The 20,998-nt window shown below is 54.3% G+C and carries 21 protein-coding genes and 1 pseudogene; all 22 read left to right on the forward strand.

What is annotated here, in order from left to right:
- The first annotated feature begins 104 nt into the window (after positions 1–104).
- The 22 genes and pseudogenes from THIVI_RS24060 to THIVI_RS23060 all read left to right on the forward strand — a co-directional run bounded on the left by THIVI_RS24060 (position 105) and on the right by THIVI_RS23060 (position 20,933).
- Complete coding sequence (locus THIVI_RS24060; protein WP_014780250.1) at positions 105–782, forward strand: O-methyltransferase; 678 nt, start codon at positions 105–107, stop codon at positions 780–782.
- A 49-nt stretch (positions 783–831) separates the two neighbouring features.
- Complete coding sequence (locus THIVI_RS19535; RefSeq protein ID WP_014780251.1) at positions 832–1,875, forward strand: glycosyltransferase; 1,044 nt, start codon at positions 832–834, stop codon at positions 1,873–1,875.
- Positions 1,872–3,794, forward strand: coding sequence for a hypothetical protein (locus THIVI_RS19540; protein ID WP_014780252.1), 1,923 nt, complete (start codon positions 1,872–1,874; stop codon positions 3,792–3,794). Before THIVI_RS19535 ends, THIVI_RS19540 begins: the two co-directional genes overlap by 4 nt.
- A 131-nt stretch (positions 3,795–3,925) precedes the next feature.
- Positions 3,926–4,378 (forward strand): hypothetical protein, encoded by a 453-nt coding sequence (locus tag THIVI_RS19545; RefSeq protein WP_014780253.1) that lies wholly within the window; start codon positions 3,926–3,928, stop codon positions 4,376–4,378.
- A gap of 107 nt (positions 4,379–4,485) precedes the next feature.
- The gene (locus THIVI_RS19550) at positions 4,486–5,217 is read left to right on the forward strand and encodes a polysaccharide deacetylase family protein (RefSeq protein WP_157174515.1); all 732 of its coding nucleotides are present in this window, start codon (positions 4,486–4,488) and stop codon (positions 5,215–5,217) included.
- Positions 5,218–5,219: 2 nt separating this feature from the next.
- Entirely contained in the window at positions 5,220–6,248 is a 1,029-nt protein-coding gene (locus THIVI_RS19555; RefSeq protein WP_014780255.1) for a GHMP family kinase ATP-binding protein, read from the forward strand.
- A complete protein-coding gene (locus tag THIVI_RS19560; RefSeq protein ID WP_014780256.1) occupies positions 6,233–6,826 on the forward strand; it encodes a D-sedoheptulose 7-phosphate isomerase in 594 nt (197 codons plus the stop codon). The genes THIVI_RS19555 and THIVI_RS19560 overlap by 16 nt, the downstream gene beginning before the upstream one ends.
- Before the next feature lie 2 nt (positions 6,827–6,828).
- Positions 6,829–7,551, forward strand: a complete 723-nt coding sequence (locus THIVI_RS19565) for a nucleotidyltransferase family protein (protein WP_014780257.1) — start codon at positions 6,829–6,831, stop codon at positions 7,549–7,551.
- Entirely contained in the window at positions 7,548–7,910 is a 363-nt protein-coding gene (locus THIVI_RS19570) for a hypothetical protein (protein ID WP_014780258.1), read from the forward strand. Before THIVI_RS19565 ends, THIVI_RS19570 begins: the two co-directional genes overlap by 4 nt.
- The gene (locus THIVI_RS19575; RefSeq protein ID WP_014780259.1) at positions 7,903–8,973 is read left to right on the forward strand and encodes a glycosyltransferase WbsX family protein; all 1,071 of its coding nucleotides are present in this window, start codon (positions 7,903–7,905) and stop codon (positions 8,971–8,973) included. The genes THIVI_RS19570 and THIVI_RS19575 overlap by 8 nt, the downstream gene beginning before the upstream one ends.
- Positions 8,967–9,950, forward strand: a complete 984-nt coding sequence (locus THIVI_RS19580) for a glycosyltransferase (protein ID WP_014780260.1) — start codon at positions 8,967–8,969, stop codon at positions 9,948–9,950. The genes THIVI_RS19575 and THIVI_RS19580 overlap by 7 nt, the downstream gene beginning before the upstream one ends.
- Complete coding sequence (locus tag THIVI_RS19585; protein ID WP_014780261.1) at positions 9,947–10,741, forward strand: polysaccharide deacetylase family protein; 795 nt, start codon at positions 9,947–9,949, stop codon at positions 10,739–10,741. The genes THIVI_RS19580 and THIVI_RS19585 overlap by 4 nt, the downstream gene beginning before the upstream one ends.
- Positions 10,738–11,658, forward strand: a complete 921-nt coding sequence (locus THIVI_RS19590; RefSeq protein WP_014780262.1) for a glycosyltransferase family 2 protein — start codon at positions 10,738–10,740, stop codon at positions 11,656–11,658. Before THIVI_RS19585 ends, THIVI_RS19590 begins: the two co-directional genes overlap by 4 nt.
- Before the next feature lie 12 nt (positions 11,659–11,670).
- Entirely contained in the window at positions 11,671–12,585 is a 915-nt protein-coding gene (locus THIVI_RS24065) for a glycosyltransferase family 2 protein (protein ID WP_014780263.1), read from the forward strand.
- A gap of 80 nt (positions 12,586–12,665) precedes the next feature.
- Positions 12,666–13,589, forward strand: a complete 924-nt coding sequence (locus tag THIVI_RS19600; RefSeq protein ID WP_014780264.1) for a glycosyltransferase family A protein — start codon at positions 12,666–12,668, stop codon at positions 13,587–13,589.
- Between the two features lie 247 nt (positions 13,590–13,836).
- A pseudogene (locus THIVI_RS19605) lies at positions 13,837–14,559 on the forward strand (glycosyltransferase family 2 protein); the annotation flags it as partial.
- A gap of 233 nt (positions 14,560–14,792) precedes the next feature.
- The gene (locus THIVI_RS19610; RefSeq protein ID WP_014780265.1) at positions 14,793–15,743 is read left to right on the forward strand and encodes a sulfotransferase family protein; all 951 of its coding nucleotides are present in this window, start codon (positions 14,793–14,795) and stop codon (positions 15,741–15,743) included.
- Positions 15,727–16,632, forward strand: coding sequence for a glycosyltransferase family 2 protein (locus tag THIVI_RS19615; RefSeq protein ID WP_014780266.1), 906 nt, complete (start codon positions 15,727–15,729; stop codon positions 16,630–16,632). The genes THIVI_RS19610 and THIVI_RS19615 overlap by 17 nt, the downstream gene beginning before the upstream one ends.
- A 143-nt stretch (positions 16,633–16,775) precedes the next feature.
- A complete protein-coding gene (locus THIVI_RS24070) occupies positions 16,776–17,684 on the forward strand; it encodes a polysaccharide pyruvyl transferase family protein (RefSeq protein WP_014780267.1) in 909 nt (302 codons plus the stop codon).
- Between the two features lie 200 nt (positions 17,685–17,884).
- On the forward strand, positions 17,885–18,829 hold the full coding sequence (locus tag THIVI_RS24920; RefSeq protein ID WP_014780268.1) for a hypothetical protein: 945 nt from the start codon (positions 17,885–17,887) through the stop codon (positions 18,827–18,829).
- Positions 18,830–18,898: 69 nt separating this feature from the next.
- A complete protein-coding gene (locus THIVI_RS24925) occupies positions 18,899–19,726 on the forward strand; it encodes a hypothetical protein (protein ID WP_014780269.1) in 828 nt (275 codons plus the stop codon).
- Positions 19,719–20,933: a CapA family protein gene (locus THIVI_RS23060; RefSeq protein WP_014780270.1), complete on the forward strand. Its 1,215-nt coding sequence runs from the start codon at positions 19,719–19,721 to the stop codon at positions 20,931–20,933. The genes THIVI_RS24925 and THIVI_RS23060 overlap by 8 nt, the downstream gene beginning before the upstream one ends.
- Positions 20,934–20,998: the final 65 nt, after the last annotated feature.

A 20,998-nucleotide genomic window follows, 5' to 3' on the forward strand; every position in this document is an offset into this window, starting at 1 on the left:
AGAACGTGAAACTCGTAATGCTTAACAAAATACATAAATTGTGGAAATTGATTTATGGAAAAAAAATTACAAAATTCAGGTAAAAAGCAAAGCCTGAAACTTGGTTGTCAGAAATTACAAAAAAAGGAAAACTTAACCTTCCCGTTTACCGCATATTCGAGGTAATCGAGCAAAGAGCTAAAGTAACCCAGCAGTCAGGCGAACATCCGTTGTGGGAAGGCTATGCTGATCTTGATGATTATCCTTGGCCAGTACAAAGAGGGGTAACCCGTACTTCTGAGCAAGTCAGAACTAGTCGGTTGCTTGGTTCTTTCTTTACTTGGCTTGTTACTGTTAGAAAGCCGGATGTCGTTGTTGAGTTTGGTACCGCATTTGGTGTTTCTGGCATGTATTGGCTAGCTGGTTTGGAAAAAAATAATGCAGGGAAATTATTAACTTTTGAGCCTAATGCTATATGGGCAAAACTCGCTGAAAAAAATCTTTTAACTATTAGCAGTCGATTCCAGCTAACAAATGGCACTTTTGAAGAAAATATTTCTGCAAAGCTAGGAGACAATGAAAAAATAGATATCGCGTTTATTGATGCGATTCATACGTCAAAATTCGTTTTTTCGCAATTCGAGATTGTATGTAATTATCTTTCTAAAAACGGGATAATTGTATTTGATGGCATTGGTTTTTCTACCGATATGCGAGAATGCTGGAGCACAATCACCTTAGATCCGCGCGTAGTCACCGCCATTGAAGTACAAGGTACAGGCATCGTAGAAATCTGTATGTAGGCTTGATGCATTGTGGCACAGCAGCTTTAGCAATTAGCAGAAGGTATGTATGGCAATTTATTTTCTTGCTCCAGATTACACATTTCCCTCTGGCGGAGTCCGCGTAATTTACCGCCATGTGGATATCCTGAATGCCAACGGATTCGAGGCATATGTTCTTCATCGTCAATTGGGGCATCGTTGCACTTGGTTTGAGAATGATACTCCGATTGTTTATTGGGACAGCAGCATCAAAAGGAGGATCTATCACAAGCTGAAAAAATATGTCTCGAATAACCCCGCGAGAAAGATATTCCTCGTCGGCGCACCGACTTCCAAGCTGGAAGACACTGATATCCTGGTACTGCCCGAGATCTATGGACCTGAAATTAAATCGATTGCCGTTGGAGTTCCAAAGGTTATTCTTAATCAGAATTGCTATCTGACGTTTCGCGGTTACTCAATCAAGAAAGACAGGCTGCCAAATCCTTATACTCATCCCGACATCAAGGGTGTGTTGATTAACTCCGAGGATGGATTGGATTATCTCAAGTATGTGTTCCCGACACTCGAACCCGCTCGTTTTCGTTTGAGTATCGACAAACACTTATTCGCTTACAGTCGCGCGAAGAAGCGTCAGATCTGTTACACGGCTCGCAAGGGTGAGCAAGAGGTGCAGCAGGTGCTCAATATCCTGAAGGTCCGCGATTCACTCAGTGGCTTTAGCCTGGTTCCCTTTTCCGGAATAAGTCAGGAGAAGGTTGCTCAACTCATGCGCGAATCCGCAATCTTCCTTAGCCTCGGTCAATACGAGGGCTTTGGCCTGCCGCCGGCGGAGGCCATGGCCTGCGGTTCGATTGTGGTTGGATTTCATGCCGGTGGCGGTCGGGAATTCATGAAGCCCGAGTTTTCCTTCCCGATCGAATACGGCGATATTCTTGGCTTCGCACAAGCCCTGGAGGGCGTGACCACCACCTACGATGCACGTCAAGAGCAGTACCTGGAAATGGGCCAACGTGCATCGGACTTCATTCTTTCCACCTACTCCCCCGAGAATGAAGAGGCGGACTTGCTTGCCTTCTGGAAGGGTATCCTGGGGCGGGCATCGACATGACCCTGAATGCGGTGATGATCGAATCGCTGTTCGAGAGGCTCGATGACGGGAGCCAACTCCGGAAACTCAGTCTATTGGGGATACAGAGAAACGCCTGGAACCTGCCGCATGTCGGCGAGGTGGTGCGAGATTCCGATGCGGCCGAGGCATTGGATATCCTGTTTTTGAGAGTGCCGCTCGCGCCAGAGCAGAGCATCGAATTTCGGTTCGATGGCGATTATCGCGTACAGGCGCTTCCGGCGGGCGGGTGGCTGCTGCATTGCGAGTCTGGATCTGGATCTCATTATTGGATTCCGGTGCTTCCTCGGGCGCATACGGTCGACGATCAAGGACATCTCTTGACCGAAAACGTGTCCGAGATCCTCGGTTTAGAGCTGACGCCGGAACGGCTGCAAGTTCAACTCCGCTCGCTCTCGGGCGGTCTGCTAGATGTCGTCGTCGTCAAGATCGCGCCAGCGCAGGCGGGGCTTCTGGACGAACTCAGTCGCTTCAATTCACTGGAGACGCAGCGCTATTTTCTCTATGCCTCGCACGGTATCTATCGCAAGCCAGCGGATCTTTTTCATCATCTCGTTCATGGCCGACTTTATAACGGGGAAACCGCCTGGCCCACCGGCTGGCGCATTCACGATGAGTTGGAAGCCTATGCGCTCTATCTCATCCTGTCGGGGCTCGAACAGGCAACCGGCAAGATTCTCTATGGATTTCTGAAGCGATTGGTTGTCATGGCCATCGTGGATCGGCAACGTGACGATGGCGGCTGGTATCACGGAGAATGGACCAAGGGCATGGAGTGCCATGTCCGCCTTCATTGTGGTGGCATGCATTTGTTGGCGACGGCGCTCGAAGAGCGGGACGATCCTGTCGTCAAGGACAAATTACGCGCGGCGACCGAGTTTATCGCGCGTTTGGTCGACCAAACCGATCTGGGTGCCTGGTTCCTTCACGACACCCTTGAGTTGTCGCGGGAGACCATGAATCAGGGGCCGTTCGCGTGGCATGCCAGCCGAGCGTTGGGGAAATCCGCCACCAACATGATGGTTCTCAACACCCATCTGGACACGGTCATCGCCGTGGACCGCTACCGCCGGCTGACCGGAGACGCCCGGTTCGACGAACTCATCGCCTCCGCGCAACGGGCGACGACTGCAATCCTGGCGCAACGCCCATTCGAACCCCTGTATCGCTGGCTGTACCAGCTCATCGATCTGACCTTTCTACCCGTTGCGCAGGCGAGAAGCCTGCCGCTGCCGGTGCGCGCGGTCAAGCGGATGACCTGGAAATATCTCATCCCGCGCATGCATTACATCCGATCCTGGTGGCCCAGGCTGGTGATGCCTAACGGGTATATCGACCGGGCCTTATCCCTCACCGGGGTGAGTCATGCCTATCAGACAGTCAATCTCTGGGATCTGGTCCGTTACCGGCGTCGTTTTGCCGACCCATCCCTTGGCGATGTCATCGACAAGGCGTTGCATTACACCCAAGAGACGCCCATCGGAGCTTTCTGGGTCGAGGACAGAAAGAAAGGTCACGCGCTTGGTTTTTGGGCCGATGCGCTGTGGCATTTATGCATGGCGGATCCTGATCCGCGTTATCGATGCTGGCTTGCCGAGGCGTTGCTGCTCTCGATCGATGGCGGTTGGGGTGTTCCGCCCGCCGTGCTGGGCGCGAATACGGAAGCGGTATCGCCGGCCGCCAGACTGGCCTGTCCGGCCGCGGCCGACCCACGGCTGGTTGTCGTCAATTTAAGCATGGGCGAGCATCGCGAATTCCTCGTGGTGAATCCGACGCGAGTAGCGATCGCGTTAACCTGGGAAGAGGCTGTTGGATCGAGTCTGCAATGGAGCGCCTCCGACGGGACGAAAGCTCGGGAATCCATGCAAGTTCCTCCCCGCGGATGGGTGTGGGGGCAGTGATATCATACGGCGCGACCTCTGGAAAACATGTCTTGCCGATTGACCATGGACGGCTAAACGCTCGACCCGAGCGAGACGTCGGATGCGAGTTTAATGATGATGTAATCATGAACTATTGAGGAGGACTTGAGATGCAGAATCGGTTTTTGAGTCTGTCGCATAGGTTCGCGCATGCCGTTCTCAGCGGATTGATGCTTTTCCTGTTGCTTCAGATCGGCAGTATCAATCTTGCTGATGCAGCAGAACTCATGTCGCCCGGAAAATATAAGGCGCCATTAAAATATGCGCTGAAGCTTCCAAAATACTGCGGTCATCTCTACTTCGGAAAAGAAGGAGCAGGGTATCGAATGCCATCCAGAGAGTTATGCGGAGTCGGAACCAATCACTTCTGTGGAGGGCTCATTGCTCTTTACCAAGCGCGCGCGGAGAAAGATCGCAAAAAAAAACCAGGTTACTATCGCAAGGCGAAAAAAGAAGTGGAGTATACGAAACAGTGGATTGCCGACTATCCGCGATGCCCGCTTCATCCGGTTGTGAACAACACGTTAATGGAAATCGACATGGCGCTCAAGCTCTACAAATGATGCCGATGCGCGCGTCCACTGCCACCGGGGCATGATCGATGTTCGGACCAGATCCGCTTTCGCGCTCTCTGGCGAAGGCATCGCGACGGATCGGCCCCGTGATCCTGATGTATCACTCGATTCAGGGCGGTCGCGCCGTACCCAAGTGGCTCTGGTCAGTGGCGTTTAACCGATTCCTAGACCAGATCGACTTACTGCGCGATGCGGGATGGCAATTCCGCCGCGTCTCGGATCTAACTGGCGAGGATGCGTCGGATCGGTGCAGCCTCGCCATCACCTTCGATGACGGTTATCGGGATAACGATCCGGCCTTCCTGGCATTGGAGAGGCGGGGCATTCCGGCAACCTGGTTCGTGGTCAGCACCAACGTCGGCAGACCGGCGGCCTGGTCCGATGACACGACAACCGGCTGGCCGATGCTGGATGCCGGACGACTGCGCGAGATGGCACAGGCCGGGATGGAAATCGGCGGGCACAGCCGCCACCACTGCCGACTTGCCGAACTCCCGGCGGATCGCTTGCCGGACGAGATTCGGGGCTGTCGACTGGAATTGGAAGAAATCCTCGATCGGCCGGTGACCAGCTTCGCCTATCCCTATGGATCATACAATCAGGCGGTCGTCGAAGCCGTCCGCGACGCCGGATACCGGGTCGCCTGCACCACGCAGTACGGCCCCGCGCTGGCCGATGGCGATCCGTTGCGGATGCGCCGTCTGGCGGTATACTCCCACGACACGTTATCCAGCTTCGCCCGCAAGATCGGCCTGATGCGCAATGAGGCGACCTGGGGCCGAGTGTTTGAGCACCTCGCGGCGACCATGCTCACGCAACGGAGGTAGACATGTTTGTCAGAGCCAGGGCACCCCTGCGGCTTGGCCTTGCGGGAGGCGGGACCGATGTCTCGCCGTACTGCGACACCTTCGGCGGTTTGGTGCTGAATGCGACCATCGATAAATACGCCTATACCACCCTGGAACCGGGCGCGGACGCGCGCGTTCGACTGATCGCGGCGGATCGTCAGGAACGCTGGGAGGGCGAGGCAGAGTCGGAGCTGACGCTCGATGGCACGCTGGATCTGCACAAAGGGGTCTACAACCGGATCGTGCGCGATTTCAATTGCTGCGAACCGCTTTCGCTCACGCTCACCACCCACACCGACGCCCCGCCCGGCTCGGGTCTGGGTTCCTCGTCCACCCTCGTGGTGTCGATGGTCAAGGCCTTTGTCGAGTGGCTCAATCTGCCGCTTGGCGAGTACGATATCGCGCGTCTGGCCTATGACATCGAACGTGTCGACGTGGGGCTCAGCGGCGGGCGTCAGGATCAGTATGCCGCGACCTTCGGCGGCTTCAATTTCATGGAGTTCCACCCCGAGGAACGGGTGGTGGTCAACCCGCTGCGCATCAAGAACTGGATCCTGTCCGAACTGGAGGCATCCTTGCTGCTCTACTTCGGCGGCGTGTCGCGCGAATCGGCTCAGATTATCGACGAGCAGTCGGCCAATGTGCGACGCCAGGATACGACCGCCATCGAGGCCATGCACTCCCTCAAACAGGAGGCGCTGGCGATGAAGGAGAATCTTCTGCGGGGCGATTTCGCCGGGCTGATCGAGTCCATGGAGGCGGGCTGGCAGGCGAAGAAGCGGATGGCGCGCAGTATCTCCAATCCCGAGATCGAGGAGATCTATGAGTTGACCCGCCGGGCGGGCGCGCGCGCGGGCAAAATCTCGGGCGCCGGCGGCGGCGGTTTCATGATGCTGTTGGTCGAGCCGGTGCGCCGCATGGACGTGATGCGGGCGCTCCAGCAGACACGCGGCCAGATCTACACCTGTCATTTCACCAAACACGGGACCGAAGGGTGGAAAATCTACTGAAAGAGCACATTCAGGCGCAAATGCGCGAAACCGCCCGCAACCTCGACGCGATGAGCGGCGACGAGGATCTGCTGGAGCGCATCGCGGCGGTGGCCGATGCCTGCGTGAAGGCGCTTCAGGATGGCGGCAAAATCCTCTTTGCCGGCAACGGCGGGAGTGCCGCCGACTCCCAGCATCTGGCCGGCGAGATCGTCAGTCGCTTTGCCTATGATCGACCGGGGCTGGCGGCCTTTGCCCTGACGACCGATAGCTCTGTGCTGACCGCCATCGGCAATGACTATGGGTACGAATACCTGTTCGCGCGTCAGATCGAGGCGGTTGGCAAGGGCGGCGATGTCTTCGTCGGTATTTCCACCTCCGGGCGCTCGCCGAACATCCGGCGCGCCTTGCGCGTGGCCAGGGAAAGAGCACTGGTCACCGTCGGCCTGACGGGGCGGCAGGGTGGCGACATGCCCGAATGCTGCGACTATTGTTTGCGCGTGCCGTCGGATTCGACCCCGCGGATTCAGGAAGGACACATCCTGATCGGCCATGTGCTCTGTTCCATCATCGAGCAGCGAATCTTCCCGAGAGCTTGAAGATGCAGGCGATCATTCTTGCCGGCGGACTTGGCACACGGCTCCGCGGTGTGATTGCCGATCTGCCCAAGCCGATGGCGCCGATCAATGGCCGGCCCTTCCTCGCCTATGTCCTCGATGCACTCGACGTCGCCGGCTTCGACAGTGCCATTCTGGCCATCGGCTATCGGAGCGAGGCCATCCACGACCATTTTGGCGAAGAGTATCGTCGTCTGCGGCTCCACTACTCCGTGGAGCACGAGCCGCTCGGGACAGGCGGAGCCATCCGGCTGGCACTGGAGCAGGCGACAGAGCCAACCGTGTTTGTCGTGAATGGCGATACCTTCCTGCAGGTCGACTATCGAGCGATGCTAAAGGCACACTTGGACGCCAGCGCCAGCCTCTCGCTGGCGGTGCATGCCTTGCCGGATGTCGCGCGTTACGGCGCCTTGGAACGACAGGACGGGCGGGTGCGCGGTTTTCTGGAGAAAGGGCGAGTGGGGCCAGGCGCAATCAACGCCGGAACCTATCTCGTGTCCCGGGAGCTTTTCGAGCGTTACGCGCTGCCGCGTGTCTGTTCCTTCGAGACCGATCTGCTGATGCCGCATGTCGCCGAAATTGCGCCGCTCGCCTTCGAGACCGGGGGGCTGTTCATCGATATCGGGGTGCCAGAGGATTATGTCCGTGCTCAGGATATGCTTGAGCCTTTCAATCTTGTCCAGAATGACGGTAATCGACCGGCATGATTCATGTTCAACATGATGGCGATATGACATCAGGCGCCTTTCTTGGTTTTGCCGGCTTCGATTACATTTATCATCTCGTCGCTCTCGCTGTGGTCACGGATTTTTTGATCGATGTGCGATTGCCCGATTTTCCGTTCGTCCTGAGTCCTGAGCTTGTCGAAGGGTCGAAGGATGATCGGAAAATCGCGCTCCGAGGCCGACATTGCATCCGTTCATGGTTCGACAAGCTCACCACGAACGGCTGCAACGTCACCACGAACGGTTGCAACGTCACCACGAACGGCTGCAATGTCACCACGAACGGCTGCAATGTCATCGAATCATTGAACTGCAACAGATCATACGAAACTTATGGATAAGCGAGCCCGCCTCATCGCCTTTCATCTCCCCCAGTTCCATCCGACGCCGGAAAACGACCTGTGGTGGGGCAAGGGTTTTACCGAATGGACCAACGTGGCCAAGGCCAAGCCACTGTATCCGGGTCACTATCAGCCGCATATCCCCGCCGATCTGGGTTTTTATGACCTCCGGCTGCCCGAGGCGCGCCAGGCTCAGGCCGAACTTGCCAGGGAATACGGCATCGCGGGCTTCTGCTATTACCACTACTGGTTCGGCGGCAAGAGAATTCTGGAGAGACCCGTCAACGAGATTCTGCTCTCTCGGGAGCCGGATTTTCCGTTCTGCCTGTGCTGGGCCAATCACAGTTGGAATACCGCATGGCAGGGAACGGACCAGTCGCTCATCGAGCAGGTGTATCCCGGTTGGGATGATCATGCCGCCCATTTCGACTGGCTTCTCCAGGCGTTTACCGACTCGCGCTATCTGAAGGTGGACGAGAAGCCCATCTTTGTGATCTATCGCCCCGATGATATTCCGGATGTGCGCAAGGTGACGGATTTCTGGCGCGAACGCGCGCTCAAGGCCGGTTTGCCAGGGTTGCACCTAATTGGCGTCTCGCATCGCGGCGAGAAATGGGATCCGCGCCCGCGTGGCCTGGATGCATCCACCATGCAGGCACTGCCCGGAAGAGATGGTCGCATCCCCCGTCGTTATGCCTGGACCAAGCTAAAACTGGCACTGCAAGGGAACCGGCACGAATTGACGATCTGGGATTATGAAGAGATCAGGTCCATTCTGCTCCGCTCGAATCAAACGGAGTGGCGCGATTATCCACTCACGTTGCCCAACTGGGACAATACCCCGCGCATAGGGATGCGCGGCCTGGTTTTCCACAATGCCACGCCGGAATTGTTTCGCGGGCATTTACGCCAGGCGATTGATCGGGTTACCGATCACCCAGCGGACGAGCGTATCGTTTTTCTCAAGGCCTGGAACGAATGGGCGGAAGGCAATCATGTCGAGCCCGATCAGAAATGGGGCCGGGCCTGGTTGGATGTGATCCGCAAGGAGATACGATGTTAAATCTGCATGCGATCAATCCGGTTACCACTGCTCGGCCACTTATCTCGGTCGTCATGCCTTGTTATAACGCAGCCCTGTATTTAGAGGAGGCCGTTGGCTCAGCCTTGGGGCAAAGTTACGGCAATGTTGAAGTGGTAATCGTCGATGATGGTTCCACCGATGGCTCGGCGGAAATCGCGGCCCGTTTAGCCGCTGCTCATCCGGATCGTATCCTTCTTGACTATACGGATCGAGTCGGGCCTTTCCCCGCCCGCAATCAAGCACTTAAAAAGATCAGGGGCGAGTTGGTCGCCTTCCTTGACGCCGATGACTGGTGGGCTCCAACTGCGCTAGAGAAACTTTACGCATCCTTGATCGCGTCCAATGCCGACATGGCCTATTGTGGTTGGCAAAACGTCGGGGAAGGCATCGTTGCCGAACCTTATATCCCGCCAGCTTATGAGCAGGAAGATGCGGTCGCCCACTTTGTCCGAACCTGCCCCCTACCTATCCATGGCGCCTTGATACGGCGGGATCTGGTAACACGGCTTGGTGGATTTTCAGAGCGACGCTACTCCGCGATGGATTATGACTTCTGGCTGCGTGCCTTGGCCGAAACACGGCGTATGGTGCGCGTGCCCGAAGTCCTCGCGTTTTATCGTTGGCATCATCAAGGACAGATTTCCGCCATAAAATGGCGTCAGGTGCTTGATGCTCTAGCGGCGCAGAAAGATTTTATTCGCGCCAATCCTCATTTGGTCGCCCACCTTCCAGCTAAACGACTGATGGAGATGACCGAAGGCTTAGTCTTGGTCCAGGCGTATCGTGCGTTTTGGAAACGTGACTTGATCTCCGCCCACAAATTATTTCGTCATGCTGCAATAGCGCGGGCATTCGCACTAAAAGATCTGCGGTATATCCTGATTGCCGCAATGCTGCCCCTTTCAGCTTATCGGTTTCTGATCGGTATGATTGATCGAAAAGGCACTCAAGCATGAATGCTAATCGTGTTCCGGTTTTGATGTATCACCGGGTTGGAGAGCCGGGGAGCGATTGGGAAACGCGCTTTGCGATTCCGACGTGTCGCTTCGCCGCGCATATGCATGCGTTAAAACAGGCTGGATACCAGGCAATCTCCATCGATACCTTGGTCGAATGGTTGGAAGGTGCCCCAAAATTACCTGCTGGTGCCTTTCTGCTCACCTTCGACGACGGCTATCGCGATGTGCGAGAGCATGCGCTTCCTATTTTGGAGCGAATGAATTGGCCATATACTGTCTTTCTGGTGAGCAAATTGATCGGCGGTCAGGATGGTTGGACGCTTGAGTCCAATCCCAGTGGCGGATTGCATCCATTGCTGAATGCCGACGAAATTCGAGATATGCAGCAGCGGGGGGGCAGTTTCCATTCGCACACTCGCAATCATGCCAGGTTGCCCAGCCTGCACGATGCGGAGTTAACCGATCAACTGGCTAGCTCGCGGCAGGATTTACGCGAATTGCTCGGCCGGGATGTGGATTATCTGGCCTATCCTTTCGGTCAGGTCGATGATCGAGTGGAAGCGGCCGCCAAAGCCGCTGGTTATAGGGCGGCCTTTTCAACTCAGCCGGGTTTTAACCGGACCGATGTCAACCGTTTTCGTATCCGACGCCTAGAGGTCTACGGAACGGACAGTCCGGCAATGCTGCTGCGCAAAATCCATCTGGGCTGCAATGATGGCACTCTGACCTATATGATCCGCTACTATTTTCAACGTTTAGTTGGCTATCTACCCGGTTTTAGTCGATGAACAACAATCCGCTGCTCACGGTCGCTCTGTGCACCCATAATCATGTAGACCGATTGGAGCGCACTCTGGCCAACATCGCTGGCATACAACAGCCAAGATCATCCTGGGAATTCCTGGTCGTTGACAATGGTAGTCGTGATTTCACTCCGGAGTTTCTGCGCCAACGCATCTGGCCCGAGGATTGGTCTGTGCGCGTTGTTTGTGAAGAAAAGTTGGGTATTGCCCACGCGCGCAATCGGGCAATCGCGGAGGCTCATGGCGAATACCTGATCTTTCTGGATGACGATGAAAATGCTGATTCTGAATGGCTCCGTGCCTATGAAAAGCTCATCGCCGAACATCGGCCCGATGCTTTCGGCGGACGCATCGAAGTATTATTTGAAGATCTGCGCCCACGTTGGCTAACTGACGAGTTGCTTGGATTTCTTGGAAAACTTGATTGGAGCGAGCAAATCAAACCGCTAACGGATTCGAGTACCCCGCTTTATACGGGGAACTTTGGTTTTCGCCGCGCCATTGTCGAAACCATTGGCCTGTTCGACGCATCGCTGGGTCGTCGCGGTCAGGAGAACAACGGTGGCGAGGATGTCGATTTTTATCGCCGTATCTTGAGAGCGGGCCTTCAGGTTTGGTGGATGCCTGAAGCGGTGATTTATCATCGTATACAGGCCGCTAAGCTCAAACGCAGCTACTTTCTGGATCTCCACTATCGTCAGGGACGCATGGAGGCAATCCGCAAGCGCGGCCAAGGCCCGCGGATACCGCCACCCTATTTGTTCGGGCAACTCATGCGGGCGGTCAGGGCGGTATGGAGTCAGTGGCGCCATTCGGGACGCGATGCCACCTTGCGCAAGGAAATGAACGTGGCCTATTTTGGTGGGCAGATCCTGGGTTGGGCCTTTGGGCCACGTTCTTGAGCGACGGCAAGCATGGATATCACGATTGTCATTTGTACACATAACCGTGAGGCACTGCTTCGCCAAACCCTGCTTAGGCTATCCCACGCCCAGCGCGCGTCTGATGCGAGCATGGATATCTTGGTAGTTGCTAATGCCTGTAACGACGGCACGCCTGCCTTCCTGGCGACGACGGAATGCGATCCGATTTGGAATGATCTGCCTCTACGCTGGATCTCGGAACTAACGCCGGGAAAATCTTATGCGCTAAATCGGGCAATCGCCGAGACCGATGCAGATGCCCTCTGTTTCATCGATGACGATCAATTCGTGGCGAGCGATTTTCTGCCGGCACTCGTAAAAGCCCTCGCCGAAAATCCAGAGTATGACATCATTTGCGGCAAGATCAGTCCTGCCTGGGATGGAAGCGAGCCGGCTTGGGTACATGAAACGGGGCGGTATCACATTCCGATCCGTCCTTTTCCGGAATATGACTTTGGCGATGCGCCAAAAGAGATATTCTCTGGCCATAAACTCCCCAGTGGCGGCAACATTACCTTGAGGAGAGTGGCGTTCCAGCAGGTGGGCAAGTTCTCTGCCGAGTTGGGTCCACAGGGGCACAATCTTATGGGAGGAGAGGATATTGAATTCCTGCAACGCTGTCTCGCCCACGGGCATCGTATCCTTTACATGCCTACCCTACGGCAATTGCACGTAATCGAGCAGGAGCGTATGTGCAAACGTTACATGTTGCGCAAAAGCTATCTAAGATCATTTTCTTCGCAGCGCATGCAAAGTTCTCCACATGGCTTACAGCCTTATATGTTTTTGAAACTCCTGAAGCATGGATTGAACGCTTTACTTACCCTGAATGCGAGTCGACGCTTTTATTATCTGATGCGCTTAGCTGCGACTTTCGGAGAATTAAAAGCGTCCGTGAAGACTTAAGTCGAGTCTCGTCGTTGATCGTCGTCTTTTGTGCTTACGAGCTTCAGGACACTCGAAACAATATCTGAGTGAGTCTAAACATGTTCCCTAGTGTCAGTTTTACCGTCAATACCTGCATGACGGATGTCCCTTTTCTTGAGCAAACGCTAAGACATGTTTTCCGCAGCCTCGATTTCCCGTTTTCCGAGCGATTGATCGCTTACGATCCGGGCAATCCAATGGGAAAGTATGATAGCCGCCGACGGGGCGATTCCGCCGAAATACTCGCAATTTTCGACCGCTTGTTAGCCGATGGATTAATTGATCGTGTCGACACCGTTCCATGGAGCGAAGAACACCAAGCCGATGTTCTGATGCGTTATTTTGATCGGGATGACATTGCGCTCAAGGATTTTGACGGAGCACCTATTTATCAATATCTCTACGCACTAGACCGATGTACGGGCGATTATATCTTCCACATGGATTCGGATATGTTGTTTCATACCACGCCAGGTATATCGTGGCTTGCGCAAGCGATTGAGATGTTGCGACGGGAGCCTCGCGTTGTATTCGCTACATGCAGAGGGGGGCCGCCTCAAGCTCGTAACCTATTGGAGCGCTTTTTAAAACGTCCGATCGGCGGAAAACCGCCAAGCTTTTGGTTCAAGGCCGAAACCTTCTCGACCCGCTATTTCCTGATGGATCGCGCGCGGTTTCAAAGTAAACTATTACCGATCCTTCAAGCCAAATCAGCGGAACCCCTGGAAAACTCGATCACGCATACGCTCAAGCTGCGTGGACTGGAACGCTGGACCACTACTGGACTGGAAAGCTGGTCGATTCATCCCTGGAGGCACGACGACAATTATTTGACTTATTTGGACGATCTTATCTGGGCTGTCGAAAATGGCGTCTATCCGTTCGTGCGCACAGGCTATCGCTGGGACATGCGAACCGAAAACGAGCACATTAAGGAATGGCTGGATGCCATCGCAGGCGCGGGAAGGATCAACTCACGCTGAAGTGTTGTGATGCTTTATGTGAAGCGAGGTTAAAGTTACGGTGGATGCCTACATCGTTGTCTGTACCCGGTACTTATCATCGTGCCGACTCACTGCGCGATACGTTGCAAGCATTGCGGGTTCAACTCGGGGTACTGGATTTTATCTGGGAAGTGATTGTCTTCGATAATCGCTCGATGGATCACACAAGCAGGTCGTCGAGGAATTTCGTCGGGACTGGCCATTCCTCCGTTACGAATTCGAGGGTACGCAGGGATTGTCTCATGCCCGCAATCATGGAATTGCCTGCTCGCACGGAAGTGTACTGCTATTCACCGATGATGACGTGCTACCTGAACCGGACTGGTTAATACGCACACTCGTTGGCTTGAAGGCGCATGGCGCCGATGCCTGCGGCGGATATATCGCGCCGATCTGGGAGATCCCGCCGCCACGCTGGTTAACCGAGCGCTTTTATGGCTTTCTCGCTGTGCGTACTGACCGCACCAACGATTACCTTATGGCCGACGCGGCTTCAGCACCCTTCGGTGCGAACATGGCATTCCGCAGGGATGTTTTTGATCTTGTTGGCATGTTCGATACGACTTGGGGCCGCAAGGGCAAGGTGCTGGCGAGCGGAGAAGATGGTGAACTGTTTGAACGCATTTTCGCGAACGGGCTCAAGGTGGTGTTTCTCGGAAATTCGCGGGTGCACCATAAAGTCGAAAGCTTTCGGTTAAATAAGCGTTATTTTCGTCGCTGGCGCATTCAGGCCAGCAAGAATCTTGCGGTCAGCCGCGGCATGTCGGGGGAGCGTCGCGAGTTCAATATTCCGCTCTATCTGTTTCCCCAATTCCTGCGTGCGATCATCAACGCGATTGTCGGGCGATTCACCCAGCCATGCGACGAAGCATTCAATCGCGAGGTCATTGTGTGCCATTTTCTCGGTACTTTTCTTGGGTTGTGGGAGTCGCGGACCATTAAGCCTTGAGCTACCTTTAGGTTAAACTGTTTTGGATAGAATATGGAATCATCTCAATATTTACCTTTGGTATCAGTCGTTATGATTGTCTACAAAGGCGAAGGTCAAACTTATCTATTGTGCGCTCCCCACTAATGTCCGCAATACACTCAAGCGGGCTAAGCATCTGCTGAGATCTTCGCTCGCCAAAAACAACGGGAGCCGTTTCTAAATTCAATGCATTACCATCACAGTGGAGCACAATGGCCAAGCTCTTCAATGCTTACAAGTTGCTAGACCGTGAAATCCGCGCCAAGAACATCCGTGCACTTAAGTGGGAGATGCGGGGGCTTTGGTACGATATTATCCGCCCCGCCGTACCCGATCCGGTCTTCATCGTGGGCTGTTCTCGCTCCGGCACCACCGTCACCTACGAAACCCTGGCGGCTTCTCCCCAATTGCTCAGTTTTGGCTGGGAACTTCCGCAGTTCTGGGACGGGTTGTACGGACCGCTCAACAACGGCTGGGAGTCCGAGGCGGCGGGCGCCGACCAGGCGCGCCCCGAGCATCGAAAAGCCGCGCTGCGCTATTTCTATCAGCGGCTCGGGGTCGGCCAGGTTCTGGACAAGACCTGCATCAACGTGATGCGCATCCCCTATCTGTACCGGCTGTTTCCACAAGCGAAATTCGTCTTTATTCAACGCGACGGCCGGGACAATATCAGTTCCATGATGGATGGCTGGCGCATGGGCCGTACCGATGGCCGTTTCGAGTTGTCGCAGTTTTTCGGCCCCTTTCCCGATCCCGTGGCCATTCAGGGCGGGGAATTTACCGAGTGGGCCTTTTTCGTGCCGCCTGGCTGGCGCGACTATAACCGCGCCAGTCTGGAAGAGGTCTGCGCTTTCCAGTGGATCTCCGCCAACCGGCTGGCGCTGGAGGCAAAACCGCGCATTCCCCCGGAGCAGTGGATCCATCTGCGTTACGAAGACATCTTCGAGCGGCCCGTCGAGATGTTTCGGGATGCCTATGAGCGGCTCGGCATGCCCTTTACGTTGGAGATTCGGGAGCGCTGCGCCAATCTGCAACCGACTAGTGTCGTGAAGGGCGCCCCTAAGAAACAGAAGTGGAAAGCACACAATCCCGAGGCCATCGAGCGCATCCTGCCGATGATCCGTCCCATGATGCGGGAACTGGGCTATGACCCGGACGACTGAATCGCCGGCGGTCAGCGTCGTCATCCCCGCCTACAATGCCGCCTGGTGCGTGGGCAAGGCGATCGACAGCGTGCTCGCCCAGGATTTTCGCGATCTTGAATTGATTGTGGTGGACGATGGCAGCATGGATGATACCCCGGCTGTTCTGGAGGCTTACGGCGACGCGATCCGTGTCGTACAGAAGTCCAACGGGGGGCTGTCGAGCGCCCGCAATGCAGGGATCGATGCGGCGCGTGGAGAACTGGTCGCCTTCCTGGACGCCGACGACTGGTGGCTGCCCGGCAAACTCGGTTGTCAGGTCGCGTTGATGCGCGATCAACCCGATCTGGGATTCAGCTCAACGGCCGCGCGGGTGGAAGATCCGGGCGGAAATCTCCTGAACATCTGGACTTGCGCCCATTGGGAAGGGTCATTTTTGGTGCACCTGTTTCGCAACCCAGCCGATGTCGCGGGCAGCGGTTCGGCCGTCATCGCCAGGCACGCGCTCTTCGCGCGCACCGGAGGCTTCGATGAAACCCTGCGCAGCCTTGAGGATATCGACATGTGGATGCGGCTGGCGTCCGTCTCCGGTTATGCTTGCCTGCAAGAACCCTTGGCCGTTGTACTCAAGCGTCCCGACAGCATGAGCCGCAATCTCGATGTCATGCGGGAAGCCGCGATTCGGGTCATGAAGAAGAATAGGCATCTTCTGCCAAGCGGTCTCCAGGGAAGCTATTGGCGTGCCTGCATGGCGGCTATTCACGGCGATTATGCGAAGTGGTGTTGTCGCGCCGGTCGACGTGGCGCGGCACTCATGGATGTCGCATGGATTTTTCGGCTGGCGCCACTGGCGCGGGGGCGGCTGGGTTTGGGATTGCTCAAAGAGATGCTGCTGAATCGGCCGTTATGAGAGAGAAAAATTCTACCCGTTATTCCAAACGCACCTCTTTGCTTTTTTGCTGATCGATGTCTTGTCATGCTTAATGACGCTTATTCTCGACAATACATTTAATCTATCGGATAACTTCAACACTCGGATTTGGTGGATATATTGTGACGACACATTTAGAACAATATTTGACACAGTATTGCGGTAGCGAAGTTGTTTATTTCCCAAATCCTGGTAATGCTGGTGATTCGGTAATAGCTACTGCTACTTACCAAATTTTCGATAAAATTGGTTTAAGTTATGAGACGCCAAAGTTCGGAGGATGTGATTTACATGATCGAATCGTTATCTACGGGGGGGGCGGTAATCTTGTAGGGCAAAGCACTTACTCAGCTCGCGTTGCCAAAGATGCTTGCAAATTAGCAAAACGCTTGGTGATTTTGCCACATACAATCAAGTCTGTGACGCCTATCATTGAGGATTTTGGGAGAAATGTAGACGTTATATGCCGTGAGCCTGTTTCCTATAATTATGTCAAAAAAATTTCTAGCTTGGCAAATGTATATTTAATGGATGATGTGGCATTTAGCCTAGATGTGCGAAATGTTCTTGAAGACGAGATTATACTGTCTCGCTTGGAAAGATTTGTATCTTATGCTATCAACAAAACCTTTACTCATATTGCTACGCCATCTTTCGATAATGTGATTCGATCTATTCTGGTCGATAGAAATTTCAAGAAATTGCAGTTTTCTTTTGGGACGGGGGAAGTCTATTGCTTTCGCACTGACCCTGAGAAAACCAGTCTGGAGATTCCGGAAGAGAATATTGATATATCGGCCTTTTTTCAATTTGGAGTCGAAACTAAAGATGTAGCTTATCTTTCCGCGCGAGCCGTCTTAAGTTTCTTGGCTAACTTTAAAACTGTTCATACAAACCGGCTACATATTGCGATATCCGCAGCTTTATTAGGGCTCGAAGTGAAATTTTATGCCAATAATTATTACAAATGTCGTGCTGTATATAATTTTTCCATGGAGGGTCGCTTCCCTAACGTGCATTGGATGGGATAACCAAGATAGTTTCCGGCAAACATGGGAGGCGTGATCCGTTCTTGATAATTCCTTTGCCCTCGCTTGAAAAAGGCTTTTCAGAAAATGATCAGATTAAATTTTAATCGACTTGAATTTATTGCTTAGGTTTAAGAGTCAATCCTAGCGGGTAATTCACTTCTTATCATGCCATCAGCCAATTATAATGCAAAAAGGAAGTCATGAAAAATCTCATTGATCAGGTTGCTCGGAAATTCAATCGTGCTCGTTTTCTTAATGTTGCATCTAAAATTCTAGCGACACCTCCGCTTGCACTTGGACATGATAACGGAGCAGTGGTCGCGACCATGCTGCAGCACAAAGATATGCTAATGTATTTATTGGCTCTTAAGTCTTTTGCACGATGGATCCCCGTCTCTCGGGTTGTGGTGGTAAATGACGGTAGTCTAGGCTCCGAAGACCTTCGAATACTGGCAGCGCATGTGCCTGGTATCAAGCTGCTTGCCCTCGAAAAATTCCGTAGCGATCAGTGTCCTGTCGGAGGCTGCTGGGAGCGCCTGCTTGCCATTACGGAACTTACGCGCGAAGCGTATGTAATTCAATTAGACGCAGATACTCTGACGCTCGGCGATCTAGCCGAGGTGCGTGAACACGTTCAAGTGGCCCGACCATTCACGATTGCTACCTGGGATAAACAGGAAATCGAACCGATGGCGATGGCTACTGAAAGTGCAAAAGAATCCCTGTCTCGCCACCCGAATAAACATGTCCAGTTGGTAACGGAGGCAAGCTTCGCTCAGCTTACGGATTATCAAAACCTGAATTATGTTCGGGGCTGTGCTGGTTTTATGGGATTTGCATCAGGCAGTCTTGACCGTCGCATTATTGAATGTTTTTCCAAAGAGATTCGCTCGATTGTTGGTCCAGTTTGGGAAACTTGGGGTAGCGAACAGGTCATGGCAAACATTATGCTCGCGAACGCACCTGACGCGGTGGTATTGCCGCACCCACGTTATTGCGACTGTAATCGAATTTTGGAGAAAGAGACTAAATTCGTTCATTTTATCGGAAGTTGCCGTTTTAGCGATAAGACTTATATACGCATGGCTCAAAAGGTGACTACTGATTTGTTAATTATAGCAGGGTACTTACCAAAATCGCCATAATCGCCATAATCGCCATAATCGCCATAATCGCCATAATCGCCATAATCGAGTTAATGGTGGATAAATCTAATGAACATTAGTGGCTCAATTGATACTTTTATCGGTGACCAGAAGCTCTATTGGAGATTTGATCGATGGCTTCGCGAAATCGGTCGATCACAAGGGTTTTTCTTCCGCAATAAGCGTGGCCTCGCACCTCCCGGACGCACACTCATATTCTGTACTTCATATATCAACGACGTGATGCGTTACAAACGTTGGATCGATTATTTTTATCCTAAGCTTGATGCTTACGGTGCGGAAAACTTATTTCTGATTAATGATGGTCCGGACAACATTGATTTTGATAGTCGTCTTTCTTGTATACAGGCGGCGGCAATGCCATGCATACTGCCAAGTAGCCTGAATATCATCGCTTTTGAAGAGCGGCTCGGCAGGCCAGCCCGTTTTTCTTATCCAGGTTGGTGGCGCAGTTTTACTTTTTCCGTTCGGATTGCGCGACAATACGGTTTCAAGAAGATCATCCACATTGAATCTGATGCCTACGTCCTTAGCCAAAGACTTACTAACTATATTAGATGCATAAATTGCGGATGGACAGTCTTGTGGTCTCCAACCTATCGGTTCCCGGAGACGGCGGTGCAGATCATCTGCGAAGATGCATTTCCTGCTATCGAGCGGATCGCGAGTATGGGATCTGCTTGCTTTCGAGAACTCAACCGGCCTGCTGAATATCTGCTTCCGTTCGATAAGGTGGAAAGCCGTTTCCATGGTGATCGGTGTGGCGTAATTGACCGGAATACGAGCTTGCAAGGATATGACTATCTTGCGCAGGTACCTACAAGCTGGTCAGTTGTTCAGCAAATGACACGCCTTTCTAAATCCATTCATGTCTAAAATCCTCAGATTGCTGGCCCTTGGAGATCTGCTGCTGTGCGGGCGGTACGATGCGCTCGCCGATGCGGGACAGGCGAAGGGTGTTTTTAACCCGCTGCTGGCGTTGTTGAATGATGCCGACATCGTGGTGGGCAATCTGGAATGCCCCTTGACGGCGTCCGATGATCCGAGGGCGGATAAGCTGTGCCTGCGGGGCGATCCGCGCTACGCCGATGTCATGGCGGCGGTCGGTGTCGATGTCCTGTCGCTGGCTAACAATCATCTGTTCGACCATGGGTTGGCCGGTTTCCGGGACACCGACAGGGCGTTGACGGATGCCGGGATCGCCGCGCTCGGCGCGGGAGCGACCCTGGAGGACGCGAGCCGTCCGCGGATTCTGGAGCGCGACGGACAACGGATCGGCTTTCTTGCCTACTGCCACGACTCGACGCGGCCCTCCGATTTCGCCACGGCGGATCGTTTCGGCGTGGCCCCGCTGGAAGCCCCGGCGGTGCTGGCGGATGTCCGGCGCTGGCGGGGCGAGGTCGACCATCTGATTCTGCTGTTGCACTGGGGGCTCGAATACAGCCCGCTGCCGACGCCGGAACAGGTGCAACTGGCCCATGCGGCGGTTGATGCGGGGGTCGGTCTGATCCTGGGGCATCACAGTCATATGATTCAGGGGATCGAGACCTATCGCGGCGCGGTGATCGCTTACAGCCTGGGCAACTGCACCGATTCGGATGTCGACTGGCAGGGACCGACACGCGGCTTCGAGGCGCGGATGACCCAAACCGATCGCGAGGGGTTGGCGCTGACCGTCGAACTCGGTGCGGAGGGTGTCAGGCTGGTGGCGCGTCATCCGCTGTGGCTGAACGACGCCGGGCAGCCGGAGCCGGCGACCGGCGCGCGGGCCGAGGCGATTCTGGCCCAACTCGACCAGCGTTCGCAGGCGCTCGATGACCCGGATCTGACGCGCCATTGGGAAAATGCCCTGGTCGCAAAGCGGGTGCTGGGGCCGTTGCAATATTGGTGGTCGCAGGGGAGCCTGTGGGACAAGATCCGGCGTTTTCGACTGTCCCAATTCAAGACGCTTTATCTTTTGGTGGCGACCTTCGTGCGCATTCGTCTGTCGCGCTCGGAGGCGCGCTGGTCGCTGTTCAATCCGCGCAACGATACCCGGCCCATGCCTTATGGCGGGGGAGAGGAGGAGGATGCGCGGCAGTGATTGACCGTGAAGCTTGTGCCGTGACGGGGCGGCTTCGGTCAGCCTGTCTTGGTTCTGGCTTCCGC

This window comes from Thiocystis violascens DSM 198 (assembly GCF_000227745.2).
Taxonomy (GTDB): Bacteria; Pseudomonadota; Gammaproteobacteria; order Chromatiales; family Chromatiaceae; genus Chromatium; species Chromatium violascens.

Coding starts and splice junctions, on each gene's coding strand:
- THIVI_RS19535 (WP_014780251.1), top strand. CDS start 832: ATGGCAATTTATTTTCTTGCTCCAGATTACACATTTCCCTCTGGCGGA.
- THIVI_RS19540 (WP_014780252.1), top strand. CDS start 1,872: ATGACCCTGAATGCGGTGATGATCGAATCGCTGTTCGAGAGGCTCGAT.
- THIVI_RS19545 (WP_014780253.1), top strand. CDS start 3,926: ATGCAGAATCGGTTTTTGAGTCTGTCGCATAGGTTCGCGCATGCCGTT.
- THIVI_RS19550 (WP_157174515.1), top strand. CDS start 4,486: ATGTATCACTCGATTCAGGGCGGTCGCGCCGTACCCAAGTGGCTCTGG.
- THIVI_RS19555 (WP_014780255.1), top strand. CDS start 5,220: ATGTTTGTCAGAGCCAGGGCACCCCTGCGGCTTGGCCTTGCGGGAGGC.
- THIVI_RS19565 (WP_014780257.1), top strand. CDS start 6,829: ATGCAGGCGATCATTCTTGCCGGCGGACTTGGCACACGGCTCCGCGGT.
- THIVI_RS19570 (WP_014780258.1), top strand. CDS start 7,548: ATGATTCATGTTCAACATGATGGCGATATGACATCAGGCGCCTTTCTT.
- THIVI_RS19575 (WP_014780259.1), top strand. CDS start 7,903: ATGGATAAGCGAGCCCGCCTCATCGCCTTTCATCTCCCCCAGTTCCAT.
- THIVI_RS19580 (WP_014780260.1), top strand. CDS start 8,967: ATGTTAAATCTGCATGCGATCAATCCGGTTACCACTGCTCGGCCACTT.
- THIVI_RS19585 (WP_014780261.1), top strand. CDS start 9,947: ATGAATGCTAATCGTGTTCCGGTTTTGATGTATCACCGGGTTGGAGAG.
- THIVI_RS19590 (WP_014780262.1), top strand. CDS start 10,738: ATGAACAACAATCCGCTGCTCACGGTCGCTCTGTGCACCCATAATCAT.
- THIVI_RS24065 (WP_014780263.1), top strand. CDS start 11,671: ATGGATATCACGATTGTCATTTGTACACATAACCGTGAGGCACTGCTT.
- THIVI_RS19600 (WP_014780264.1), top strand. CDS start 12,666: ATGTTCCCTAGTGTCAGTTTTACCGTCAATACCTGCATGACGGATGTC.
- THIVI_RS19610 (WP_014780265.1), top strand. CDS start 14,793: ATGGCCAAGCTCTTCAATGCTTACAAGTTGCTAGACCGTGAAATCCGC.
- THIVI_RS19615 (WP_014780266.1), top strand. CDS start 15,727: ATGACCCGGACGACTGAATCGCCGGCGGTCAGCGTCGTCATCCCCGCC.
- THIVI_RS24920 (WP_014780268.1), top strand. CDS start 17,885: ATGAAAAATCTCATTGATCAGGTTGCTCGGAAATTCAATCGTGCTCGT.
- THIVI_RS24925 (WP_014780269.1), top strand. CDS start 18,899: ATGAACATTAGTGGCTCAATTGATACTTTTATCGGTGACCAGAAGCTC.
- THIVI_RS23060 (WP_014780270.1), top strand. CDS start 19,719: ATGTCTAAAATCCTCAGATTGCTGGCCCTTGGAGATCTGCTGCTGTGC.